The organism is Mycobacterium sp. SA01, from assembly GCF_041287105.1.
GTDB lineage: Bacteria > Actinomycetota > Actinomycetes > Mycobacteriales > Mycobacteriaceae > Mycobacterium.
Window position 1 is genome coordinate 135,946 of sequence record NZ_JBGGNO010000014.1, and the last position, 22,724, is coordinate 158,669.

Below are 22,724 nucleotides of genomic sequence, written 5' to 3' on the forward strand. Positions count from 1 at the left end.
GTTACGCGCGGCTTTCCGCCGCGTTGACGCTGCCGGGCATACCGAGCAGCAACGGCACTTTGCGCGGGCCGCTCTCGTCGAACGCGACCGTCGGGTCCGCCTCGTCGGGGGCGTTGACGAACGACACGAAGCGAGCCAGTTTGTCCTGGTCGTTCAACACGCCCGCCCATTCATCGGAGTAGCCATCAACGTGGCGCCCCATCGCGTCGTCGAGGTCCGCGGCGATCCCCAACGAATCCGCACACACCACGTCCCGGATGTGATCGAGCCCACCGTCGATGGTCTCCTGCCACACCGCGGTGCGCTGCAAGCGGTCTGCGGTACGGATGTAGAACATCAGGTATCGGTCGATGTAGCGGACCAGGGAATCGGAATCGAGGTCACCGGCCAGTAGCTGCGCGTGCTTGGGGTTGGCGCCGCCATTGCCACCGACATAGAGGTTCCACCCCTTCTCGGTGGCGATCACCCCGACGTCCTTGCCGCGGGCCTCAGCGCATTCGCGTTGGCAGCCCGACACGCCCATCTTGATCTTGTGCGGCGAACGCAGCCCCCGATACCGCAATTCGAGCGCGACGGCCATCGCGACCGAGTCCTGAACGCCGTAGCGGCACCAGGACGACCCGACGCAGCTCTTCACCGTGCGCAGCGATTTGCCGTACGCGTGCCCGGATTCCATCCCCGCGTCGACCAACCGCTTCCAGATCTGCGGCAGCTGCTCGACGCGGGCACCGAACAGGTCGATACGCTGCCCGCCGGTGATCTTGGTGTACAGGCCGAAATCCTGTGCCACCTGGGCGATCACCATCAGCTGCTCGGGTGTGACCTCACCGCCGGGCAGCCGCGGCACCACCGAGTACGTGCCGTTGCGCTGAATGTTGGCCAGGAAATGGTCGTTGGTGTCCTGCAATGCGGCCGTCTCGTCGTCGAGGATGTGATCCGACGACGTGGATGCCAGGATCGACGCGACCACCGGCTTGCAGATGTCACAGCCGGTACCGGTCCCATACCCGGCGATCAGCGCCGAGAAGGTTCGGATACCGGTCGATGCGACGATTTGGAACAGCTCCGCGCGGGACTGCGCGAAGTGTTCGCACAGCGCCTTCGACATCGCCACGCCCTGCGATTCGAGGAGCCGCTTGAGCATCGGAATACAACTGCCGCAGGACGTTCCGGCGGCGGTCGCGCATTTGATCGCCGGCACGTCATGGGCGCCGTCCGCGATGGCGCCGCAGATGCTGTGTTTGGACACCGCGTTGCACGAGCAGATCTGCGCGTCGTCGGGCAGCGCGCCGACCCCGACCTCGGCTCCGGCCGGCGAGATCAACGTCGCCGGGTCGGCCGGAAGCGGACGGCCCACCAACGGGCGCAGCGTTGAGTAGGCGCTCGCGTCGCCGACCAGGATGCCACCCAGCAGGGTCGACACATCATCGGAGACAACGAGTTTGGCGTAGGTCTGGTTGACGGCATCGTTGAGGACGACCTCCAGCGCGCCCGGTGTGCTGGCATGCGCGTCACCGAAGCTCGCGACGTCGACGCCGAGCAGCTTGAGCTTGGTGGACAGATCGGCACCCGGGAACTCGGCGGTACCGCCGACCAGCCGGTCGGCCACCACCTCGGCCATCGTGTAGCCGGGCGCGACCAGGCCGTAACAGCGGCCGTCGACCGCGGCCACCTCACCGATGGCGTACACCCGGGGATCGCCGGTGGCGCAACTGATGTCGGTCAGCACTCCGCCACGCTCGGCGATCGGCAGACCACAATCCCGGGCCAACTCGTCACGTGGGCGCACGCCGGCAGAGAAGACCAGCACCGCGGCGTCGAGCTGTTCGCCGTTGGACAGTGACACCGTGATGCCGTCACCGGTGTCGACGATGTCGGTGGACGCCACGTCGGTGTGCACGACGATGCCGAGGTCGGTGATCAGCCGGTTCAGGAGTGCCCCGCCACCGTCGTCGACCTGGATGGGCATCAGCCGCGGGGACCGTTCCAGCACATGCGGAGTCAGCCCCAACATGCGCAGCGCGTTGGCCGCTTCCAGCCCCAGCAGGCCGCCGCCGACGACGATGCCGGTCGCCCCGGGCAGGGTCGCCGATGCGGCCGTGCGGATCGCATCGAGGTCTTCGAGCGTCCGGTAGACGAAGCACCGGTCCAAATCGCTGCCGGGAATGGGCGGCACGAAGGGATACGAGCCGGTGGCCAACACCACCGCGTCGTAGCCGATCCGCTCCCCCGTCGAGGTGACGACCTCGCGGGCGTCCCGGTCGATCGCGGCGGCAGGTTCCCCGACCCGCAGATCGACCAATGTGTCTCCGGCGTAGTCATTTCCGGACAGCGCCAAGCTGGCGCGGTCCCAGCCGTCGATGTAGGAGGACAACCCGACCCGGTCGTAGGCCGCGGTCGGCTCCTCACAGAGCACCACCACCTGCCAGCTTCCGTCGCGGTCGCGATCGCGCAGTGCCTCGACGAACCGGTGGCCGACCATACCGTGCCCGATGACCACGACGGTCCGGCCGGGGGCGGTCATGCGGCGGCGGCGGCGCTGCTGACCGCGGGGGTGTCGGTTCCGAGGACGCCGGCCGTCTTTGGCCTCCGCACGTAGGCCACCCAGGTGATCACGGCGCACAGGATGTAGAAGCCGAGGAACACCCAGAAGGCCATGGTGGCGGATTTCGCCGGGGACAGGTAGGACGCCCGCAGAGCGATGTTGACTCCGACCCCTCCGAGACCTCCGATCGCGCCGGCGATCCCGATCAGCGCACCCGACATCCGCAGTGACCACGCACTGCGTTCCGGTGCACCGAGCTGGTGCATGCCACGGGACTTGGCCTCGAAGATCGACGGGATCATCTTGTAGACCGAGCCGTTTCCCATGCCGGACAGGATGAACAGCGCGATGAATCCCGCGATGAACGCGGCCATCGTGGCACCGGTTGCGGGTCCCGGGGCCGCGTCGTCGATCTCACCGGCGGCGACCAACCAGCCGGCGGCCGCGATCATGGCGTAGAACGTGTACAGCGTGACCTTGCCACCGCCGAAGCGATCCGACAACCAGCCGCCCAGTGGGCGCGACAGGGAGCCGAGAACCGGTCCGATGAAAGCAATCTGGGCAGCGTGCAGGGAGGCCTGCGCGGTCATCGCCGGGGTGACGGGGCCGCCGTGCGCCAGTCCGGCCAGGAAGTTGATCTGCAGCACCTGGCCGAACGCGAAGCCGAATCCGATGAACGATCCGAATGTGCCGATGTAGAGCAGTGAGATCAGCCACGAATCACGATGCGCCAGAACATCTATCAGCGATCGGGCGTCGCTGCGTTGGTTGGTCAGGTTGTTCATGAAAAACGATGCGCCGACCGCCGCCGCTGCGATCAACACCAGGTAGGTGGCGCAGACCAGATGTGGCGATCGATTGCCGACGGTCGCGATGACCAGCAGCCCGACGAGCTGGATGACGGCAACACCGATGTTGCCACCGCCGGCGTTGAGGCCGAGCGCCCAGCCCTTGTATCGCTGTGGGTAGAAGGCGTTGATGTTCGTCATCGAGGAGGCGAAGTTGCCGCCACCCAGCCCGGCGAAGGCGGCCACCACCAGGAACGTGGTGTACGACGTGCCCGGGTGCGCCATGAAATACAGCGTCAGCGCCGTCGGGATCAGCAGCGCCAGGGCCGAGAAGATCGTCCAGTTACGACCCCCGAAGTGGGCGGTGGCGAACGTATAGGGGATCCGCAGGACCGCACCCACCAGTGTGGGCACCGCCACCAGGAAAAACTTGCCTGCCGCATCGATGTGGTAGACGTTCTGCGGCATGAACAACACCATCACCGACCAGATCGACCACACCGAGAATCCGACATGTTCGGCGAAGATCGACCAAATCAGGTTGCGGCGTGCGATTTTCGAGCCGCCGTCATTCCAGGCCTCGACGTCTTCGGCGTCCCAGTCGTCGATGTCGTAGCCACTGCGAGTGGAGGAATTCTGCATGCCCTCACGGTAGGAATTCTTTGTTGCGCCTTCGCACCTGCGCGGTGATCCGGATGTCACAACTCGCTCACTTTCCCGGCGGCGCCGCGGTGAGGTCAGTACACGTCGCGCAGATAGCGCTTGGTGGCTACGAGTTCACGCTTGTAATCGTGGGCCGCTTCGGCATCCAGGCGGCCGTGGGTGGCGATGATCGTGCTCAGCGCCGCGTCCACGCCGGTGGCCATGCCGTTGGCGTCACCGCACACGTACAGGTGCGCCCCGTCCTGTAGCCAACCCCACAGCAGCGCCCCGTTGTCAATCATCCTGTTCTGCACGTAGATTCGCTTGGCCTGGTCACGCGAGAACGCGAGGTCGAGCCTGCTGAGAAAACCGTCGGAGACCATCTCGGTGAGATCGTCACGGTAATAGAAGTTCTCGGCCCGGTGCTGATCGCCGAAGAACAACCAGTTGCGCCCGGTGTGGCCGAGCGCCCGGCGCTCCTGCAGGAACCCGCGGAACGGCGCGATGCCGGTGCCGGCACCGATCATCACGATCGGGGCGCAACGGTCCTGCGGCGGGCGGAAATGCGGTGAGCGCTGCAGGAAGATCGGAGTGGCCGTGTCAGCCGCCCGGTCGGCAAGGTAGGTCGAACACACTCCCCCGCGCCGAGCGCCGTCCGGTCCGGCGTAGCGCACCACCGACACCGTCAGCTGCACCTCGTGCGGGCTGATGAGCGGGCTCGACGAGATCGAGTAGAACCGCGGTGTCAACCGCACCAGCGCGTCCTGCCACTGCCGCGCGTCAGCCCGTGGTCCGAACGCGCGGATGGCGTCGATTCCGTTGCGTCCCAAGCGCCATGACTCCAGATCGGCGAGCGCGGACCGCAGGTGCTTGGCCACCGCCTTGTCGGTGGCGGTGTCGGCGAGGAATGTCACCAGGTTCGGCGTCAGCCGGCAGATGTCGTAGCTGGTGGTCAGCGCCTCGCGCAGTGAGCACTGCGCCCCGTCGACCTCGACGACGTCGTCACCGGACAAGCCGGTGACGGACAGCCATTCCGCCACGTCGTCGTCATCGTTGATGGGCAGCACTCCCAGTGAGTCGCCGACCGAGTAGCCGACGTCGTGCTCGGAGATGTCGAAGCCGAATTCCCGAACCTCTTTGGCCGCCGAACGGGGCGTGAGCCGGAGGTTGCGGCTGAGCTTCGCATGGATGGGATTGGGCCGGGTGAACCGCTTCGGCGCGGAGACTGTCGGGATGGACTGCACCGCAGCAGGATTGATGAGCGTGACAATGCGCCGAATCCAGGCGCCGACGGTGTCGTCGTCGTGGATCTCGGTATCGCAGCGGGCCAGAAGTCGGCGGCCACCGAGTTCGGCCAGCCGGGCGTCCAGCGCACGAGCGTGTCCGCAGAACTGGGCGTAGGAGCGGTCACCGATGCCCAGGACGGCGAATTCCAGCCCGTCCAAATCGGGCACATCCGGCGCGCCGAGTCGGTCCCAGAAATCTGCACCGTTGTCCGGTGGGCCGCCGTCACCGAACGTGCTCGTCACGACGAATACCTTCCGGACGCCGGCCAGCCGTCCCGGGTCGACGTCGGCCATGGCCGCCAGTTCGGCCTCAATGCCCTGTGCCGCACACTCATCCACCAGCCGGGTGGCGAGGTCCTCGGCGTTGCCGGTCTGCGAGGCCCACAGCACCACCGGTCCGGTGCCCGCCAGTCGCGTTCGGTCGGGCTGCGCCTGAACCGGGGGCGCACCAACCGGCTGCAGGCGTACCGCGCACACCTTCAGTTCCGGCTGCAACGACTGCGGATCGACTGCATCGGTGGTCACCGCGTTGACCGTGACATCGTCGCCGTGTTCGTCGTTCCAGTGGAACGGCGCGAAGCAGTTCCCCGGCCGTACCCGGTCGGTGACGACGGCGGGAAGTACCGCACGGCCGCGCCTCGACGACACCTCCACGGGCTGGCCGTCGAGAATGTCGAGAGCGGCGGCGTCGGCGGGATGGACCTCGACGAAGGGCCCGTTGTCGAGACGGCTGAGCGTGGCCACCCGGCCGGTCTTGGTCATGGTGTGCCACTGGTGCGGCAGGCGGCCGGTGTTGAGCAGCAACGGAAATGCATCGTCGGGGCATTCGTGCGGTTCCAGGTGCGGCCGGGTGTGGAAGACGGCGCGGCCGGTCGGGGTGGGGAAGGTCAGCACTCCGTCGGCGAGGTAGCGGATCGGGTGCCGGTCGTCGGTGTCGCCGGGCGGGCTCGGCCATTGCACCGGCGTTGCCCGCAGTCGCTCATAGCTGACGCCCCGGATGTCATAGCCGGTCTGGTGATTGGCGAAGCCGCGGATCTCGTCGAAGATCTGTTCACTGGACTGGTAGGCGAAGTGCGCACCGAATCCCATCGCGGCGGCGACCTGGCAGATCAGCTGCCAGTCGGGCCTGGCCTGGCCTACCGGCGAAACACATTGCCGGACAAGGGTGAGGTTGCGTTCGGAGTTGACCATCACGGCGTCGGACTCGGCCCACAGCGCTGCGGGCAGCACCACGTCGGCGTAGCGGTTGGTCGCGGTGTCGGCGTAGGCATCCTGGGTGACGACGAGTTCGGCGGCCCGCAGACCGTCGATCACGGCGGCGCGGTTGGGGACGCTGGCCACCGGGTTGGTGCAGATGATCCAGCAGGCCTTGATGTCACCGGCGGCCATCCGCTCGAACATGTCGATGGTCCCCCGGTTCACCTCGGCGCGGATCGTCGCGGGTTCGAGACCCCACATCGCCTCGACGAATGACCTGTCCTCGGCGGAGGCCACCGAGCGCTGACCGGGCAATCCCGGCCCCATATAGCCCATTTCGCGGCCGCCCATCGCGTTGGGCTGACCGGTCAGTGACAGCGGACCGCTGCCGGGGCGGCAGATCGCGCCGGTGGCCAGATGCAGGTTGCAGATCGCGTTCGTGTTCGCTGTTCCGTGGGTGCTCTGGTTGAGCCCCATGGTCCACAGTGACATCCACGCGCCGGCTTGAGCGATCATCGTTGCCGCACAGTGGATGTCGGCTTCGGACAGGCCGGTGAGCTCGGCAACCCTGTTCGGTGGATAGTCGGCCAGGAATTCGGGCATCGCCGCCCAGCCCTCGGTGTGTGCGGCGATGAAATGCCGGTCGATGGCGCCGGATTCCACCAGCAGGTGTAGCAACCCGTTGAGCAAGGCGAGGTCGGTGCCGGGCTGGATCTGAAGGAACAGGTCGGCCTTGTCCGCGGTGGCGGTGCGCCGCGGGTCGACCACGATCAGCTTGGCCCCGGCCCGCAGCCGATCGGCCATCCGGAGGAACAGAATCGGATGGCAGTCGGCCATATTGGCGCCGATGACGAAAAACAGATCGGCACAGTCGATGTCGGTGTAGGAGCCGGGCGGCCCGTCGGCTCCGAGTGACTGCTTGTAGCCTGTCGCGGCACTGGCCATGCACAAGCGCGAATTGGACTCGATGTTGACTGTGCGGATGAAGCCCTTGGCCAGTTTGGTGGCGAGATACTGCGCCTCGAGCGACATCTGACCGGAAACATAGAGGGCGATCGAGTCCGGGCCGTGGCGCGCCACGATGTCCGCCAGTCGGGCGCCGACGGTTGCGACGGCATCATCGACGGAGGCGGCTTCGAATTCCTCACCACGGGCGGGCCGGATCAGGGCACTCATCGCGCGGCCGTCCGTGCTTCCCATCAATTCGGCGTGCGTGGCGCCTTTCGTGCACAGGCGACCCGAGTTGGTGGGGTGAAGCCGGTCACCGACAACACTGGCGATGACCGGACCTCCTGGACCGGGTGTGGTGCGTACCTCGATGCCACATCCGACGCCGCAATATGAGCAGGCAGTACGGATGTGGTCGGCGCAGCCTCTCCCGGAATCCACGGCGCAACAGTGCCGGGCGGACATTACGGGCGGCGCCGAGGCGCGTTATCGCGACGATAAACCGCGCTCACATCGTCGGCGACGCTAGTGTGAGAACTCGCCGGGCGATGTAACACTTGTCAACATGGCAACCGCCTCTTACCACCACGGCAACCTGCGACAGGCTCTGCTCGACCACGGCGTCGAACTGGCCCGGGCGGGTGGGCCGGACGCCGTGGTACTGCGCGACGTCCAGCGCCTGGCCGGGGTGAGCAACTCGGCCGCCTATCGGCACTATGCCGATCGACGGGCGCTGCTGGCGGCAGTGAAAGCGACCGTGATGGCTCGGCTCGGTGCAGCGATGGTCGAGGCGATCGACCACGTCGCCGACGACGGTCCGGCCACCGACCGCGCGTTGGCCCGGTTCCGTGCCACCGGCGAGGCGTACATCGACTTCGCCGTGACCGAACCGGGGCTGTTTCGCACCGCGTTCGCCCCGGACGGCACCGAACCCAGCGAAGAGACGGTGCCGGCCGGGCTACATCCGTTCCAGATCCTGCGCGGCTGCGTCGACGACCTGGTGGCCGCGGGCATGCTCGCGTCGACCCGACGGGACGGATTCGACGAGGCAGCGTGGGCGGCGGTCCACGGTGCTGCGACGTTGTTCCTGGACGGCCCGCTCGGCATGGCGGGAACCGAGCGCCAACACCTGATCACCGAACGCTTGCTCGACGCGATCGGCGACAGCCTGCGCTAGCCAATGTTGACAGCGTTAACTTCGCCTGGCATGCTCCGAGATGTTATCGCCGTCAACATAAAGGGGCGCGCCCATGGCCATCGACACTTCGACCTCCGCGGCCCTGACCGGCGCCCCGCGTCGAGCCCGGCCGGTGGCGATCCTCGCCGTCGTGCTGGTCGCCGCCTTGGCCATCAACGTCGAGACAACCATCGTCAATGTTGCTCTGCCAACGCTGAATTCGGCCCTCGGCGCCTCCACCCGGGCGCTGCAATGGATCGTCGACGCCTACAACCTGGCCTTCGCGGCGCTGGTTCTGGCCGGCGGAACCATCGGTGACCGGTTCGGCAGGCGGGGCACCCTGATCGCCGGCCTGACCCTGTTCGCCGCGGGCAGCATCGGCGCCGCCCTGTGCACGTCGACCGGACCGCTGATCGGCATGCGGCTGGTCATGGGCGTGGCCTCGGCGCTGATCTACCCGACGACGCTGGCCATCATCACCGACACCTTCCGCGATCCCCGGCACCGAGCGGCGGCGATCGGAATCTGGGGTGCGGTGACGGGACTGGGCGTTGCCATCGGGCCGATCCTGGGCGGCGCCCTGCTCGAGGTGTTCTGGTGGGGCAGCTTGTTTCTCGCGCTGGCACCGATCGCGGTGGCCGCCGCACTGGCCGCCCCGATCGTCATCCCGGCCTCCGCGCCCGGCAGGCAGCATCGGCTGGATCGCGGCGGGCTCGTGCTGTCGGTCGTCATGCTCGGCGCTGTGGTCTACACGATCATCGAGGCGCCCGACCGCGGGTGGACCAGCGCGCCCACGCTGGCAGGATTCGCCGTCGCGCTGATCACCGCGGTGGGCTTCGCCTGGTGGGAACGCCGCCAATCCGATCCCCTGATCGACATCAGCCTGTTCGCCAATCTGCGATTCAGTGCCGCCAGCGGCGCGGTGACCGTCGCGTTCTTCGCCCTGTTCGGTTTCATCTTCCTGATCACCCAGTTCATGCAGCTGGTGCAGGGCAACAGCCCGCTGGAAACCGGCGTCCGCATCCTTCCCGTCGCCCTGTCCATCGCCGTCGGCTCGATCCTCGGCACCCGGTTGGCGGTGACGCGGATCGGCACCAAACTCGTTGTCTTCGTGGGCCTTCTACTGCTGGCGGCCGCATTCGGGTGGATTGCCGCGAGTGACCTCGCAATCACCTACCCGACGATGGCCGTTCAGATGGTGCTCCTGGGCGGCGGGCTGGGGTTGACCACCGCACCGGCCACCGACTCGATCATGGGGGTGGTGCGGCCCGAACAGGCCGGCGCGGGGTCGGCGGTCAACGACGCCACCCGCCAGATCGGCGGCACCCTCGGGGTCGCAGTCATCGGCAGCATCTTCTCCACCCTCTACATCCGGCACCTGGCCGACAGCCCGACGGTGAGCGCACTGCCGCCGGCCGCGCAGTCGACCGCGCGTGAAGGGTTGGCCCAGGGGCTCGCGGTCGCGGGCCAGGCGCCGGCGCCGTTCGCCGGCGCGGTACGGGGCGCAGTTGACACTGCGTTCCTCGCCGGCCTGCAGGCCGGGTGTCTCACCGCCGCCGGGGTCTGCCTGGCCGGAGCGGTATTCGTGCTGGCAGTGCTGCCGGCACACCCGAAAACGACGGTTGCCGAATCTTAGGTTTCGGGTGACCGAAAACGCGGTATAGTCGAGCCATGACGAGCATGGATCTGGTGCAGATCGCGGGCGTTCCGTGGCCGCGCTACAAGCTCGTCGCGCTGGTGCTCGGCCTGATCGTCTTTGCCGTCGTCGGGGTCGTCACGATGAGCGCTGCCCCCGCTGTGCTGCTGGCCGCCGGCACCTCGACCGCGGTGTGGCTGGTGTTCGGGCTGCGCCGCAGGCGCTAACGCTCCAGGACCCGTTTCAGGGTCGCCAGGTCGGCCGACACCGCAGCCGCATCGGCGGCGTAGTCGTCGTCCGACATCTCCGGCCTGCGCCGCAACGTGAACACCACCTCGCACCACTGGTCGCCGGCGGGCACCACGCGCAACGGATTGAACACCGGCTCACCCGACGGCAGATTCACCACATGGTCGAGCACGCCGAGATCGTTGGCCGGGGTGAACTCGATCGTGATCTCCCCCATCGGTGACTGCGCAACCCAGGTGTCGCCGACCCGGGTCAGCTCGCTCGTCGCGAGGCCGGCTGCCCACTGCGGCAGGTGAGCCGGATCGGACGCGTAGCGGTAGACGTCGAGCGCCGACCTGTTGATCCAGGCGCTGATGTGCCGGGACTCGTTCGCGGTGTCATCGGTCATGGTTTTCCCCGTTGCAGTGAATCCCGCACGTGCAGGTGTCGATCGACGGACAGGTGCAGGCCATCGCCCACTCGATGATGCCGCGAGCCCGTGCCAGCGTCGCCAGCTGCGCGTCGATATCGGCCAGCTTCGCCTCGGCCAGTGCGCGGCTGGCCGGGCGCCCGGGCGCCTCGTCCTGCAGCAACACCGCGATCTCGTCGAGGCTGAACCCTGCGGCCTTGCACAGCCCGATGACCTCGAGCCTGGTCAGCACCGTGCCGTCGTAGCGGCGCTGCCCGCCGGCACGCGACGGCACGGGCAGCAGCCCGATCCTCTCGTAGTAGCGCAGCGTGGTCGCCGCGACGTCGGTGCGGCGAGCGACGTCGCCGATCGTGAGCGCAGTGGTCATGGGCACCTTCCCCGACTGCTTGACTTGGAGCCAACTCTAAGTCCTTTACTGGCTGCCATGGATACCTTGCGCGCCAGCCGCTACGCCCGGCTGCGGACCTACCGCCGGGACGGCAGCGGAGTCGACACCCCCATCTGGTTCCACCTCGACGGCTCCACCCTGGTGTTCCGCACCAAGGTGGGACCCAAGACCACGCGGATCGTCAACGACCCGCGGGTGCAGCTGCGCGTGTGCGACTACAAGGGCCGCGTGCCCGACTCCGCTCCCGCGTACGACGGGCGCGCGAGCCTGCTGTCGGGCGCCGAGGCAGACCGGGCCAACCGGCAGCTGCACGCGCGCTACGGCTGGCAATACAACCTCGTCCCGCTGTTACCGCTGCCCGGCGTCAACAACGTCGACGCCGGTCTGCCGTGGCGGGAGAAGTGGCAGCGGGTCCGCACCCGAACCGTCTGGCCGGGCAGCGCGATCGTGCGGGTCGAGCTGGCCGGCCGCCTCCGCTGAGCGACAACCATCGCGGGCCGTTAGGGTGGAAAGTCAGCGGCACACGGTCGCAAGCGAAGGTGGTGCGCGCAAGTGCTCAAACGCGACGTGGGTGCCGAGATCGACGTGACAATCACTGCGCCAACGACTTTGGAGTTCCAGATCGCGGTCGCCCCGGTTCCCGGGGCACGCCTCACCGAATCGCTGGAATACCGCGTCAACGGAAAACTCATCAGTCCTGACGAGATCATCGGCGACCACGGCACCCGCATTCACCGCTTCGATGCCGGGGAGGGTTCGGTGACCGCCTCCTATCGGGCCACCATCGAGGGGCGGACCGATCCGCCACCCGTGCGCGATATCGATCTCTCGACCTACCTGCGGCCGAGTCGCTACGCCGAAGCCGACAAGTTCTTCGGCTACGCCGCCACCGAATTCGGCCAGTACGCGAACTCCGTCACGGTGCTGGAGAAGGTGTCCTCGTGGGTGGGGACACGGCTGGATTACGTTCCTGGATCCAGTGATCCGACCGACGGCGCCGCGGACACCCTGCTCGCGGGCGCCGGTGTCTGCCGCGATTACGCACATCTGGTGATCGCGCTGCTGCGCGCGGTGAACGTCCCGGCGCGACTGGTCGCGGTCTATGCGCCGGGCTGTGACCCGATGGACTTTCACGCCGTCGCCGAGGCGTTCGTCGACGGCGCCTGGCAGGTCGTCGACGCAACCTGCCTGGCGCCACGTCAATCGATGGTGCGGATCTCCACCGGCCGCGATGCCGCGGACACCGCGTTTCTGGACAACCACAACGGCGCGATCACGCTCAACAGCATGGAGGTCACCGCGGTCGTCGACGGCATGTTGCCGCTCGACTCGGTGCACGACCTGGTGGCCTTGAACTGATCGGTGGGCCTAGCCGCCGAGGCAGCCCGGCCCCAGCAGGGCCTTGAGATCGCCCATCAGCGCCGACGACGGCGTCACCCGCAGCGACTGGTCGAGTTCCAGCGTGGTGATCCGGTCGCCACTGATCAACCGCAGGTGCACCTGTGCGGTACCCGGGTGGCGAGCCAGTACCTGCTTGAGTGCGCTGACCTTGTCCATCGTGCACTGCCTGGTGGGCAGGCTCACCGCAAGGGGCCGATTCGCCTGTGCGCCCGAGAAGTCCGGTACCACAAGCTCGTTGGCGATCAACGAGATCCGGTCATCCTGGATGCGCACCTTGCCGCCGACGAGCACCACCGCGTCGTCGGCGATCTCGGCACCGAACAGCGAGTAGGTCTGCGGGAAGAACATCACCTCGATGCCACCGGTGAGATCCTCCAACTGCGCTGAGGCCCAGGGCATTCCGTTTTTGTTGACCCGCCGGTTGACACCGGCCAGAATGCCGCCGACCCGAACCTGCGTGTCGTTGGCGACGTCGCCGCCGAGGATGGCCGGGATCTGAGTATCGACCTGGGCGTTCAGCAGGTGCGCCACCCCGTTGAGCGGATGCCCGGAAACGTACAGCCCGAGCATCTCCCGCTCGAGGGCCAGTTTGTGCTTGTCGTCCCACTCCTCGTCGGGCACGCGGATGGTGAACGCCGAGTCGCCGCTGTCGGCGCCGTCACCGTCTCCCCCACCGAACAGATCGAACTGTCCGATCGCTTCCGCTTTCTTGGTGCCCAGCACCGAGTCGACGGCATCGGTGTGCACCAGGAACAAGCCCTTGCGCGGATGCTTCAGCGAATCGAAAGCCCCGGCCTTGATCAGGGATTCGGTGACCTTCTTGTTGCAGGCCGCGATGTCGATCTTGTTCAGGTAGTCGGAGAAGTCGGTGAACTTACCCTTGGCGGTCCTGGTCGCGATGAGCGAGCTGACAACATTGGCGCCGACGTTGCGGATCGCGCCGAGCCCGAACCGGATGTCGTCCTCCACCGAGGCGAAGTTCTGCACCGACTCGTTGACGTCGGGCGGCAGGACCGTGATGCCCAGCCGGCGGCAGTCGGCGAGGTAGACCGCCGCCTTGTCCTTGTCGTCACCGACGGAGGTGAGCAGCCCGGCCATGTACTCGGCCGGGAAATTGGCCTTGAGGTAGGCGGTCCAGTAGGACACCAATCCATAGCCGGCGGCATGCGATTTGTTGAACGCGTACCCGGCGAACGGAAGGATGGTGTCCCACAGCGCTTTCACCGCCTTCTCGGAGAACCCGTTGGCGGTCATCCCCTCCTTGAAGCCCTGATACTCCGCCTCGAGCACCTCGAGCTTCTTCTTGCCCATGGCCTTTCGCAGCGCATCGGCCTTACCCATCGAGTAGGAGGCGACCTTCTGCGCGATGAACATGATCTGCTCTTGGTAGACGATCAGACCGTACGTCTCGGACAGGATCTCCTTGAGCGGCTCTTCGAGCTCCGGGTGGATCGGCTTGATCGCCTGCCGGTTGTTCTTGCGGTCGGCGTAGTCGTTGTGGGCGTTCATGCCCATCGGGCCGGGGCGATACAGCGCCAGCACGGCGACGATGTCGTTGAACTCGGTGGGCTGCATACGCCGCAGCAGGTCCCGCATCGGCCCACCGTCGAGCTGGAACACCCCCAGGGTGTCGCCCTTGCCCAACAGTTCGTAGGCCTTGGGATCGTCCAGCGGAAGCGATTCCAGGTCCACGTCGATACCGCGGTTGGCTTTGATGTTCTCGATGCAGTCGCCGATGATCGTCAGGTTCCGCAGGCCGAGGAAGTCCATCTTCAGCAGGCCGATGGCCTCACACGACGGGTAGTCCCAGCCGGTGATGATCGCGCCGTCCTGCGGCCGCTTCCACAGCGGGATCGCCTCGATCAGCGGCTGCGAGCTCATGATCACCGCGCACGCGTGCACCCCGGCGTTGCGGACCAGACCCTCCAGGCCACGCGCCGTCTCGTAGATGGTGCGCACGTCGGGATCGGTGTCGATCAAGGCCCGGACCTCGGCGGCCTCCTTGTACCGCTCGTGGTTCGGGTCGGTGATCCCCGCCACCGAGATGTCCTTGGCCATGATCGGCGGCGGCAGCGCCTTGGTGATCCGGTCGGCGATCGCGAAGCCCGGCTGGCCGTAGTGGACCCGGGCCGAATCCTTCAGCGCCGCCTTGGTTTTGATGGTGCCGAACGTGATGACCTGGGCGACCCGGTCACTACCCCACTTCTCGGCGGCATAGCGCACCATCTCACCGCGGCGACGATCGTCGAAGTCGATATCGATATCAGGTGCCGACGGGCGCTCCGGGTTGAGGAATCGCTCGAACAGCAGCCCGTGCGGGATCGGGTCGATATTGGTGATGCCCAGCGCGTAGGCCACCAGCGAACCGGCCGCCGAACCACGGCCCGGCCCGACCCGGATGTCGATCGACTTCGCGTAGTTGATCAGGTCGGCCACGATCAGGAAGTACGACGGGAAACCCTTGCCACAGATGACGTCGATCTCGTAGCTGGCCCGCTCGGTGTACTCCGGCGGCACCGCGTCCGGAAAACGCCGCCGCAGACCGGCCGCGACCTCGTGACGCAACCAGCTGCCCTGGTCATGGCCGTCCGGCACCGGGAAGATCGGCATCCGGTCGGTGGGCGCCCACACGTCGGCGTAGGACTGCACCCGCTCGGCGATCAGCAGCGTCGAATCGCAGGCCTCGGGAACCTCCGCGTCCCACAGCGCGCGCATCTCCGCCGCCGACTTGAGGAAGTAACCGTCGCCGTCGAACTTGAACCGGTTGGGGTCCGACAGCGTCTTGCCGGTCTGGATGCACAGCAGCGCCTCGTGGTTGTGTGACGCGTCGCGGGTGACGTAGTGGCAGTCGTTGGTCGCCAAGGCCGGAATCCCGAGCTTGCGGCCGACGTCCAGCAGGCCCTCGCGGACCCGGCGCTCGATCGAGAGCCCGTGGTCCATCAGCTCCAGGAAGTAGTTCTCCGGCCCGAAGATCTCCCGCCACTTGGCGGCGGCCTCCAGGGCCTCCTTCTCGTGGCCCAGCCGCAGCCGGGTCTGCACCTCACCCGACGGGCAACCGGTGGTGGCGATGATCCCCGCAGCGTGCTCGGCGATGATCTCGGCATCCATCCGGGACCACTTGCCGAGCTGACCCTCGAACGAGGCGAGCGTCGACAGCTTGAACAGATTGCGCAGACCGGTGGCGTTCTCGGCGACCATCGTCATGTGCGTGTAGGAGCCGCTGCCCGACACGTCGTCACTCTTCTGGCCGGGATCTCCCCACAGGATGCGGCGGGTATCAAATCGGGAAGCGGGCGCAATGTAGGCCTCGACACCGATGATCGGCTTGATGCCGACCTTGGTGGCCGCGTTGTAGAACTCGCTGGCCCCGAACATGTTTCCGTGGTCGGTCATGCCGATGGCCGGCATCTCGAGGCGCTGCGCCTCGGCGAGCATGGGGGTGATCTTCGCCGCACCGTCGAGCATCGAGTACTCGGTGTGGTTGTGCAGGTGCACAAAAGAGCCGGCTGACGTTCCAGTACCCATAGGCCCGTCAGTCTAGGGCCGCGGACCGACAGCCTTCGGCGTGTCGCGTACGTGTCTGGCGGCTCGTGTCGATTCGCTTCGCGCGGGCCCGTCACTCCTGATAGGCAGAACCCTATGTTCGCGTCCAAGCCCCCGCTGCGCAGTGTGGGCAGCGACCCCGACTACCGCTTCACACTGGCCAACGAGCGGACCTTCCTGGCCTGGTTGCGGACCGGTCTGGCACTGCTGGCCGGAGCGGTGGCGCTGGCCAGCCTGGTCCACGATTTCGGGCCGCGTCCGTTCCGGATCGTCATCACGGGGCTGCTGCTCGTGCTGTCGCTGGTGGTCACCGCGGGCGCCTACGTCCGGTGGGATCGCGCCGAGCGGGCCATGCGGGAGAAACGGCCGCTACCGACCGATCCGCTGCCCCGGATCATCGTCTCCGGCGCGGCGATCATCATCGTGGCCGCCGCGGTGCTGGTCTACCTCGCCGAGTTCGGCCGGTGACCGAGAATTCGGACGTCACGGCGGTGGCCGAGCGCACGGCGCTGGCGTGGCAGCGCACCTCCATCGGCGTGCTGGCGATCGGTGCCCTGCTGGTGCGCTGGAGCGTGGTCGAACGGTTCGCGCTGTGGCCGGGCATCGTGCTCACCACGGCAGCCGCGCTCGTCAGTCTGGTCCTGGTCCGGCAGCGCTACCAACGGGTCCGCGCCGCGGTGCTGGCCGGGCAGACCCCGCTCTCGCGCTACCTCATCCCCGGCGCCACCGCGGTCATGCTGGTGCTCGTCGCCGGGGTGGGCGCGGCGATGCTGGTCGAGTACAGCCGCCTCTAAGCCTCGTCTTTGAGCATGCGGGCTATCTCGCGGGCCTGTTCCTCGGTCACGTCACCGGAGAGCTGCAACACCTCGCCGTCGATCCGCTCGGTGATCTTCGGCGCCCACACGACCAGGTTCGACCGCACGAACGCGACCTGCTGATCGATATGGGACGCGGTGAAATCGCCGAACGCCCGCGCCGATTCCGGAGTCATCGTGACCTGCACCATCTGCTTGGCGGTCAGCGGGTTCAGGAACGAGTCGACGTCGGTGAGCTGAACCGTCAACGCCTGCGGTCCCAGCTCGTACACCGCGGACTTGACGATGTCGCAGATGCGCAGCGGCGCCTCGGGCGGCGTCGGCGGCGGCGGGTCGCAGTCCCCGGGCCGGATCACGAACGGCCCCCCGGTCACCGGCCGCAGCGACAGCGGCTTGATGGTCAGCGGCGGTGGCGTGGTGGTGGTGGTCGTCATGCCGACGGCGTCCTGCTGCTTGGTCAGGACACCCGGGGTGAGCAGCACCCCGAGAACGGGCACCACGATCGCCGCCGCGGCCAGCGCCGCCACCACGGCGATCATGATCCGCCGGTTGCGGGGGGACTTGTCCGTCATGCGCTCCTCGATCTGAATGTCATTGGCTTACATCGGAACCGGGGCACCGAAGCCGGGGATGATCCCAATCGGGATCACTGCAAGCAGGATCGCCCCCACAGCGAACACGATCAGGGTGCGGCGGGTCGGCGGTTCATCGAGTTCGGGCTGGTTGCGGGTGAACAGCAGAAAGACCACCCCGAGGTCGAAGGCGATGATCACCCACCACCGGACCCAGTCCACCCCGGTCGCGAACACCGGCACAATCAGCACGATCCCGATGAGCATGGCCAGCGGCCTGCCGCGCAGGATCGAGGTGAACCGGCGCATCGGAACACCGGCGACGTGGCTGATCGCCAGCATGGCGACGGCCAGCGTGGCCAGCCCATAGACCGTCGAGCCGGTCAGCGCCACCACACCGATGCTGCCGACGAAGCGCATGCCTTCACTGAAGGTCATGTCGAACAACGGCAGGAAAGCCCGGCAGAACCAATCGTGGTAGTCGACGTAATAGTGGAAGCCGCTCAGCAGCTGGCCGATGGTCGGTTTGCCGGCAAGTGGATGGTTCATCGGCCCGTGCTGCACCAGCTGACACAGCTGCGGGGACACCTTCTGCCTGCCGAATGCGGCCAACGCCAGGGCGACCAACACCGGCGGCCCGAGCGCGGCCACCACACTGGTCCAGAACGCCTTGGCGTCCAGATGCCGCGCCAGCACCGTCAGCGCCGACAGCACGCCGAGCCCGAACAGGAACGGCGTCGCCTCATGGATCAACGTCAACACGCCAAGCGTCAAACCAAAGACAGCACTGGCGATTACGGTCGCACGAGTGGTGGCGAACCTGGTCAGCACAACGGCGAACAGGGCCAGCCCGGCGCCACCCAGCAGATCGGTGCGTGCCGAGAACAACGCGAACGCGAACCCGAACGGCAACACCGGGATCAGCAGAGCGATCAGCCGCCGTCGCTGCGACCGACCCGACCTGACCGCAATCGACCAGGCCACCGCGGCGAGACCGAGAACGAAGGCCACCGTCGGAATCCAGCGCAGCACCGCCAGCCCACCGAAGTAGTGCGCGGCGCCGAACAGGCCCAGCATCTCGCCGGCAAGTCCGCGCCGGATGAAACCCACCGAGTAGTCGATGGCGAAGTAGGAATACCAATAGCCGTCGGGGACCACTGTGATCGCAAGCGTCAGAAGCACTGCCGCCCAGAACACCAGCAGCGCCGTGAACGTGATGAAGAAGCCGCGCCTGCTCGTCTCACTCATCGCCGAACCCGGATGTGGCCGGAACTCTAGAGCGCGTCTTGGACGGCCTCGATCGCGTCTTGCACCCCACGCCGCCCGACACCAGCCTTCCGCTCAACCCCGCGCCACGCCACGATGCCCGCCGAACGGATGTCCCGACCCGACAACGATGCGAGGACGAAGTTCTGCAGACCCGATGCCGCCGCATTGAACGTCGACTGGAGTCCGCCGGCTGTGGCGTTCCCGATGGTACCGGCCGAGGTGCCCACCATTCCGGCGATCTCGGCGGTTCTGGCCAACGCGGCCGTCAGCGGTGACAGGGGGTCGGCGTCCGATACCGGAGAATCCGGCGCCTCGTCGGGAAGGGTGATCGACAACGCGGTGAGCAAGCCGTACCGCGCGTCGTTCACCGCGGTCTCCAACTCGGCGGCCTGGGACGCAGCAGCGGCGCCCAGCGCCACCGGGACGTACTTCAGCGCCGACTCGACGCCCAACTTGTCCACCGTCAGCAGGTACTTGAAGACCAGCGCCGCACTGTCGAGCGCCGCGGTCGCCATCCCCACCGGAGCGTTCACCACCGCCATGGTGACCGGAATGAGGTTTGCGGTGATCGCGGCACCGACACCGGCGGCGCGCAGAACCGTCGTCGCCACGACGTCGGTGAGCGCGTTGACGACAGGCGCCGCCGCCTGCGCCAGACCCGCCACCACGTCGTGGGTCAGCCCGTTCAGGATGGCCTCGGCGTCCTGCGGATTCGCAACCGCCTCACTGATGGCACCCAGCACTGCGGTCGGCAGTCCGGCCACGGTGTCGACCAGCGGAGAGGACGCCTTGTTCATCGCATGTGCCAGCCGCACCAGACTGTCCAGCTCGTTGTTGACCAGCCGCCGCACGACGGAGAAGGGGTCGGGTACCGGATGCGGACTCGCGTCGTCGAACACAACGGTGTACGTGCTGTCGGTCCCCGGCGTGGTGATCGTATGGCTTTGCGCACCGCCGTCGGACCAATCGCCGAAGACGATGGGTCCGTCGCTTGTGGTCTGCGGAGAAAGCACATTGAGAATCCGCTTGACGCCGACCACAGCCTGCTCGGTATAGGTGCCCTTGTGGGGGATTCCGTCGACCGTGTAGACGGCCTCCGGGTCCGTCGAGTTGAAGGTCAGATTCACCAGATTCGGTTTGACGTCGACAAACGTCGAACTGGACAAGCCGCTGCTGTCGGTGACGGTCAAGATGACGCGGTACCAGGTGGTGTTGACGTTGCTCTCGTCGGTGGGAATCGTGATCGACCCGCTGCGGCCGATGATGTTGTCGGCGAACGGATGGATGTGGTCGGCGTGGTGGAACTCGACGGTCCACTTGTAGGCGCTGTCCGGCAGTGTGCCGTCCTCGGCATCGGTGGCTGTTCCGCTGAACGAGATCTTGTCGCCGGCGTCGTACTTGGACTCGTTGACCGGTGAGGTGATGGTCACGGTGGGCGCGGTGCTGCCGACGACGATCTTCTGAGTGACTTGATTGGTCTTCTCGCCGTCACTGACGGTCAACGTGACCGTGTAACTGCCGTTGGCGGTGTAGTTCCACGTCGGATTGGCATCCGTGGAAACGTCGGTGGAACTGTTCGGGTCACCGAAGTCCCACGAGTAGGTCAGTGGTGTGCCGTCCGGATCGAACGAGCCACTTGACGAAAAACCAACTGTCAGTGGCGAATAGCCGTACGGTGGGGTCGCAGTCAACGTGGCCGTCGGCGCCCGGTTGCCACCTGCGGGTCCGATGACCGACAACACGCCCGGATAGATGGACAGTTGGTAGATCTTGCCGTCCGGTCCCTGCAACAGCTGCACGGTGGTGCCGGCGAGGTCGTCGAACATGTTCTCGCCGATGAAGCTCGAGTACTGCGAGTCGAAGCTGAGGTCCTTCATCCATTGCTGCGCATAATCGGCGATGAAGACCTTATTGGTGTATTCGGGCCCGAGGGCGTCGCCGGTATAGACCAGGATCGAGGAGATCGCCCCCGCGTACAACGGCGGTCCGGTGTGCGCGTAGGTGTACAGCGGGTTGACGAAAGCGCAACCGCTGCAATTGCCTTCGGCCAGCGGCCAGCCATAATTGGCGCCCGCGGTGATGACGTTGATCTCTTCCCAGGCCGCGCCGCCCACATCGGCCTCCAGAATCTGGCCCGTCGGGGTGAACACGAAACGGAACGGATTGCGCAACCCATAGGCGTAGATCTCCGGAAGGGCCCCCGGGGTGTTGACGAATGGATTGTCGGCCGGCGCCGTCGCCGTGCCGTCGGGATTGAGATTGCGTACGTCGAGCCGCAGGATCTTGCCGTGCGGGTTGTCCAGACTCTGGGAGTTGGAGAAGTCGAAGTTGTCACCGAGCGACCAGTACAGCTTGCCATCCGGACCGAACTGAATACCGCCGCCCTGGTGATAGTTCGCTGCTTCATCGGTCACTCGATACAGCACGTTTTCCGCACCGGCGGAAAGGGTTTCGGTGGTCGGATCACCGGAATAACCGCTCACGGTGAGCCGCGACAGCCTCTCATGGTTGTCGGCTCCGGTGTAGGAGATGTAGATGTAGTGGTTGGTGTCGAAGTCGGGATCGATCCCGATGCCGGCAACCCCTCGCTCGACATCGCTCTGCGCACTGAGCGTGATCAGCGGGGTGTCCTTGAGCTGGCCGTTTTGATAGACCTTGATGGCCCCGCTCTTCTCGGCGATGAGAATCGTGCCGTCAGGCAGGAAACGGAAGTCGGTCGGCTCGTCGAGTCCGCTCACCAAGGTGGTGCGCTCGAGGTCGGATGGCAGGCCTGATTCATCTTCGTGATCAGCGTCGGCCGACGGCGCCGCGGTCGAGCGCGCGAGTGCTGAGCGCGCCACAGTCGACCGTGCGGTCGTGGCTCCGGTCGCCGCGGCGGCGGTCATCTGGGCCGGGCCGCCGAACTCGCGGCGGGCCCAGGCGAACAGAGCCCATAACGCCGGCGAATCGACCGGTGCCGCCGGCCCGGACCCGAGCGCGGATGCGAGGGCACCGCTGATCCGGGTGATGGCGGTACTGATGGCGGACTCGACGGCCACCGGGGTGACCCCCACAGGTGCCATCGTGGGCACCGCGGCCGCGCTGACCGGTTTCGCCGGAGATGCCGGCGCCGCGGTGGCCGACTCGGGTGTGCTCGGGCCGCCCGCCCCGGACCGTGGCCGCGGTGCGGCCGACCGGGGCTGGGCCGGCCGGCCCAGCGTCGCGGACGGACGTTTCACCGGCGTGCCCGCCGCCCTGATGCGAGATCTACCGGTGTTCTGCGCGCCGCTACCGGCCGCAGCGGTGCCTGACGCGGCTGGCGCCGACCGGGTCGTGTTCTTGCCGCCGCCACCCACCGATGTCGAGCCCGACTCGTCGGCCCAGGCGATCGGGGGCACCGCAGCTACGGCTCCCCCGATACCGAGCGCAACCGCGAGCGCCCCCACCCGACCGATGTGCCTCGCGAATCCGAGTCGCTCCGTGTAGATCACGATTCCCCCTGTACGTCAGCCGAAAAGCAGTTAGCGGTTCGGCGCAGTCGATCGCCTCCATCAAACCAGCAAATTTCCGTGTTGCAAATACCATGCCGTCGGCGCGGCGGTAACCCGGCCGGATATCCAGCAAGAAGCCCCGTAGCGATGCGCCGAGGGCCGCAGGCAGCTGCGCAATGCGCCGTTCTCGCAAACGTCAATATCGTTGCAACCGGAAGTGCCCGACAGACGCCAGCAAATGCCGAAATGGTCGAACTGCGAACGGGTACACCGTCGAGCCTGAGGAATAGATCGGCGCCGACTGGGGAAGTCCTGTGAACGCAAGCGCCGGAAGCACCGTGTATGTGACGAAGTAGCCACGCTTGCGTCCGGTGTCGAGCACGGCGCTG

The 22,724-nt window shown here is 66.8% G+C and carries 17 protein-coding genes; 8 read left to right on the forward strand and 9 right to left on the reverse strand.

Going from position 1 to position 22,724, the window contains the following annotated elements; genetic code table 11:
- Position 1 precedes the first annotated feature (1 nt).
- The 3 genes from nirB to AB4879_RS05240 all read right to left on the reverse strand — a co-directional run bounded on the left by nirB (position 2) and on the right by AB4879_RS05240 (position 7,871).
- The gene (gene nirB / locus AB4879_RS05230) at positions 2-2,524 is read right to left on the reverse strand and encodes a nitrite reductase large subunit NirB (RefSeq protein ID WP_370506734.1); all 2,523 of its coding nucleotides are present in this window, start codon (positions 2,522-2,524) and stop codon (positions 2-4) included.
- Entirely contained in the window at positions 2,521-3,975 is a 1,455-nt protein-coding gene (locus tag AB4879_RS05235; RefSeq protein ID WP_370506735.1) for an MFS transporter, read from the reverse strand. Before AB4879_RS05235 ends, nirB begins: the two co-directional genes overlap by 4 nt.
- A gap of 95 nt (positions 3,976-4,070) precedes the next feature.
- Positions 4,071-7,871, reverse strand: a complete 3,801-nt coding sequence (locus tag AB4879_RS05240) for a molybdopterin-dependent oxidoreductase (protein ID WP_370506736.1) — start codon at positions 7,869-7,871, stop codon at positions 4,071-4,073.
- A gap of 100 nt (positions 7,872-7,971) precedes the next feature.
- Here AB4879_RS05240 and AB4879_RS05245 point away from each other — a divergent pair, with 100 nt between their 5' ends.
- From AB4879_RS05245 to AB4879_RS05255, 3 genes are all read left to right on the forward strand, one after another.
- Positions 7,972-8,583, forward strand: coding sequence for a TetR/AcrR family transcriptional regulator (locus AB4879_RS05245; RefSeq protein ID WP_370506737.1), 612 nt, complete (start codon positions 7,972-7,974; stop codon positions 8,581-8,583).
- A gap of 73 nt (positions 8,584-8,656) precedes the next feature.
- Positions 8,657-10,219, forward strand: a complete 1,563-nt coding sequence (locus AB4879_RS05250; RefSeq protein WP_370506738.1) for an MFS transporter — start codon at positions 8,657-8,659, stop codon at positions 10,217-10,219.
- A 35-nt stretch (positions 10,220-10,254) separates the two neighbouring features.
- Positions 10,255-10,446, forward strand: a complete 192-nt coding sequence (locus tag AB4879_RS05255; protein ID WP_370506739.1) for a hypothetical protein — start codon at positions 10,255-10,257, stop codon at positions 10,444-10,446.
- Here AB4879_RS05255 and AB4879_RS05260 read toward each other — a convergent pair.
- Positions 10,443-10,856 (reverse strand): SRPBCC family protein, encoded by a 414-nt coding sequence (locus AB4879_RS05260; RefSeq protein ID WP_102807702.1) that lies wholly within the window; start codon positions 10,854-10,856, stop codon positions 10,443-10,445. The two genes, AB4879_RS05255 and AB4879_RS05260, sit on opposite strands and share 4 nt — an antisense overlap.
- A complete protein-coding gene (locus AB4879_RS05265; protein WP_370506740.1) occupies positions 10,846-11,244 on the reverse strand; it encodes a MerR family transcriptional regulator in 399 nt (132 codons plus the stop codon). The genes AB4879_RS05260 and AB4879_RS05265 overlap by 11 nt, the downstream gene beginning before the upstream one ends.
- Before the next feature lie 57 nt (positions 11,245-11,301).
- On the opposite strand from AB4879_RS05265, the gene AB4879_RS05270 reads away from it, so the two are divergent.
- On the forward strand, positions 11,302-11,745 hold the full coding sequence (locus AB4879_RS05270; RefSeq protein ID WP_370506741.1) for a PPOX class F420-dependent oxidoreductase: 444 nt from the start codon (positions 11,302-11,304) through the stop codon (positions 11,743-11,745).
- A gap of 72 nt (positions 11,746-11,817) precedes the next feature.
- Positions 11,818-12,624: a transglutaminase family protein gene (locus AB4879_RS05275; RefSeq protein WP_370506742.1), complete on the forward strand. Its 807-nt coding sequence runs from the start codon at positions 11,818-11,820 to the stop codon at positions 12,622-12,624.
- 9 nt (positions 12,625-12,633) lie between these two features.
- Here AB4879_RS05275 and dnaE read toward each other — a convergent pair whose 3' ends face one another.
- On the reverse strand, positions 12,634-16,191 hold the full coding sequence (gene dnaE, locus AB4879_RS05280) for a DNA polymerase III subunit alpha (RefSeq protein ID WP_370506743.1): 3,558 nt from the start codon (positions 16,189-16,191) through the stop codon (positions 12,634-12,636).
- Positions 16,192-16,305: 114 nt separating this feature from the next.
- On the opposite strand from dnaE, the gene AB4879_RS05285 reads away from it, so the two are divergent.
- Positions 16,306-16,677 (forward strand): YidH family protein, encoded by a 372-nt coding sequence (locus tag AB4879_RS05285; protein WP_036337766.1) that lies wholly within the window; start codon positions 16,306-16,308, stop codon positions 16,675-16,677.
- Positions 16,674-17,003, forward strand: coding sequence for a DUF202 domain-containing protein (locus AB4879_RS05290; RefSeq protein ID WP_370506744.1), 330 nt, complete (start codon positions 16,674-16,676; stop codon positions 17,001-17,003). The genes AB4879_RS05285 and AB4879_RS05290 overlap by 4 nt, the downstream gene beginning before the upstream one ends.
- Here the strand turns inward: AB4879_RS05290 and AB4879_RS05295 are convergent.
- Genes AB4879_RS05295 through AB4879_RS05305 form a run of 3 tightly spaced genes read right to left on the reverse strand, consistent with a single transcriptional unit; the run spans position 17,000 to position 21,918 of the window.
- Positions 17,000-17,596 (reverse strand): hypothetical protein, encoded by a 597-nt coding sequence (locus AB4879_RS05295; RefSeq protein WP_036337770.1) that lies wholly within the window; start codon positions 17,594-17,596, stop codon positions 17,000-17,002. The genes AB4879_RS05290 and AB4879_RS05295 overlap by 4 nt on opposite strands.
- 27 nt (positions 17,597-17,623) lie before the next feature.
- Positions 17,624-18,844: a hypothetical protein gene (locus tag AB4879_RS05300; protein WP_370506745.1), complete on the reverse strand. Its 1,221-nt coding sequence runs from the start codon at positions 18,842-18,844 to the stop codon at positions 17,624-17,626.
- Between the two features lie 26 nt (positions 18,845-18,870).
- Positions 18,871-21,918, reverse strand: coding sequence for a PQQ-dependent sugar dehydrogenase (locus AB4879_RS05305; RefSeq protein ID WP_370506746.1), 3,048 nt, complete (start codon positions 21,916-21,918; stop codon positions 18,871-18,873).
- Between AB4879_RS05305 and AB4879_RS05310 the strand changes: the two genes are divergently transcribed.
- Positions 21,884-22,330 carry a hypothetical protein gene (locus tag AB4879_RS05310; protein WP_370506747.1) on the forward strand — a complete coding sequence of 149 codons (447 nt, stop codon included), beginning with the start codon at positions 21,884-21,886 and terminating at the stop codon, positions 22,328-22,330. The genes AB4879_RS05305 and AB4879_RS05310 overlap by 35 nt on opposite strands.
- Positions 22,331-22,724: the final 394 nt, after the last annotated feature.

What these genes read in the sequence shown, in the direction of transcription:
- nirB (WP_370506734.1), bottom strand. Translation starts at nt 2,524, where the DNA reads ATGACCGCCCCCGGCCGGACCGTCGTGGTCATCGGGCACGGTATGGTC.
- AB4879_RS05235 (WP_370506735.1), bottom strand. Translation starts at nt 3,975, where the DNA reads ATGCAGAATTCCTCCACTCGCAGTGGCTACGACATCGACGACTGGGAC.
- AB4879_RS05240 (WP_370506736.1), bottom strand. Translation starts at nt 7,871, where the DNA reads ATGTCCGCCCGGCACTGTTGCGCCGTGGATTCCGGGAGAGGCTGCGCC.
- AB4879_RS05245 (WP_370506737.1), top strand. Translation starts at nt 7,972, where the DNA reads ATGGCAACCGCCTCTTACCACCACGGCAACCTGCGACAGGCTCTGCTC.
- AB4879_RS05250 (WP_370506738.1), top strand. Translation starts at nt 8,657, where the DNA reads ATGGCCATCGACACTTCGACCTCCGCGGCCCTGACCGGCGCCCCGCGT.
- AB4879_RS05255 (WP_370506739.1), top strand. Translation starts at nt 10,255, where the DNA reads ATGACGAGCATGGATCTGGTGCAGATCGCGGGCGTTCCGTGGCCGCGC.
- AB4879_RS05260 (WP_102807702.1), bottom strand. Translation starts at nt 10,856, where the DNA reads ATGACCGATGACACCGCGAACGAGTCCCGGCACATCAGCGCCTGGATC.
- AB4879_RS05265 (WP_370506740.1), bottom strand. Translation starts at nt 11,244, where the DNA reads ATGACCACTGCGCTCACGATCGGCGACGTCGCTCGCCGCACCGACGTC.
- AB4879_RS05270 (WP_370506741.1), top strand. Translation starts at nt 11,302, where the DNA reads ATGGATACCTTGCGCGCCAGCCGCTACGCCCGGCTGCGGACCTACCGC.
- dnaE (WP_370506743.1), bottom strand. Translation starts at nt 16,191, where the DNA reads ATGGGTACTGGAACGTCAGCCGGCTCTTTTGTGCACCTGCACAACCAC.
- AB4879_RS05285 (WP_036337766.1), top strand. Translation starts at nt 16,306, where the DNA reads ATGTTCGCGTCCAAGCCCCCGCTGCGCAGTGTGGGCAGCGACCCCGAC.
- AB4879_RS05295 (WP_036337770.1), bottom strand. Translation starts at nt 17,596, where the DNA reads ATGACGGACAAGTCCCCCCGCAACCGGCGGATCATGATCGCCGTGGTG.
- AB4879_RS05300 (WP_370506745.1), bottom strand. Translation starts at nt 18,844, where the DNA reads ATGAGTGAGACGAGCAGGCGCGGCTTCTTCATCACGTTCACGGCGCTG.
- AB4879_RS05310 (WP_370506747.1), top strand. Translation starts at nt 21,884, where the DNA reads ATGGCGGACTCGACGGCCACCGGGGTGACCCCCACAGGTGCCATCGTG.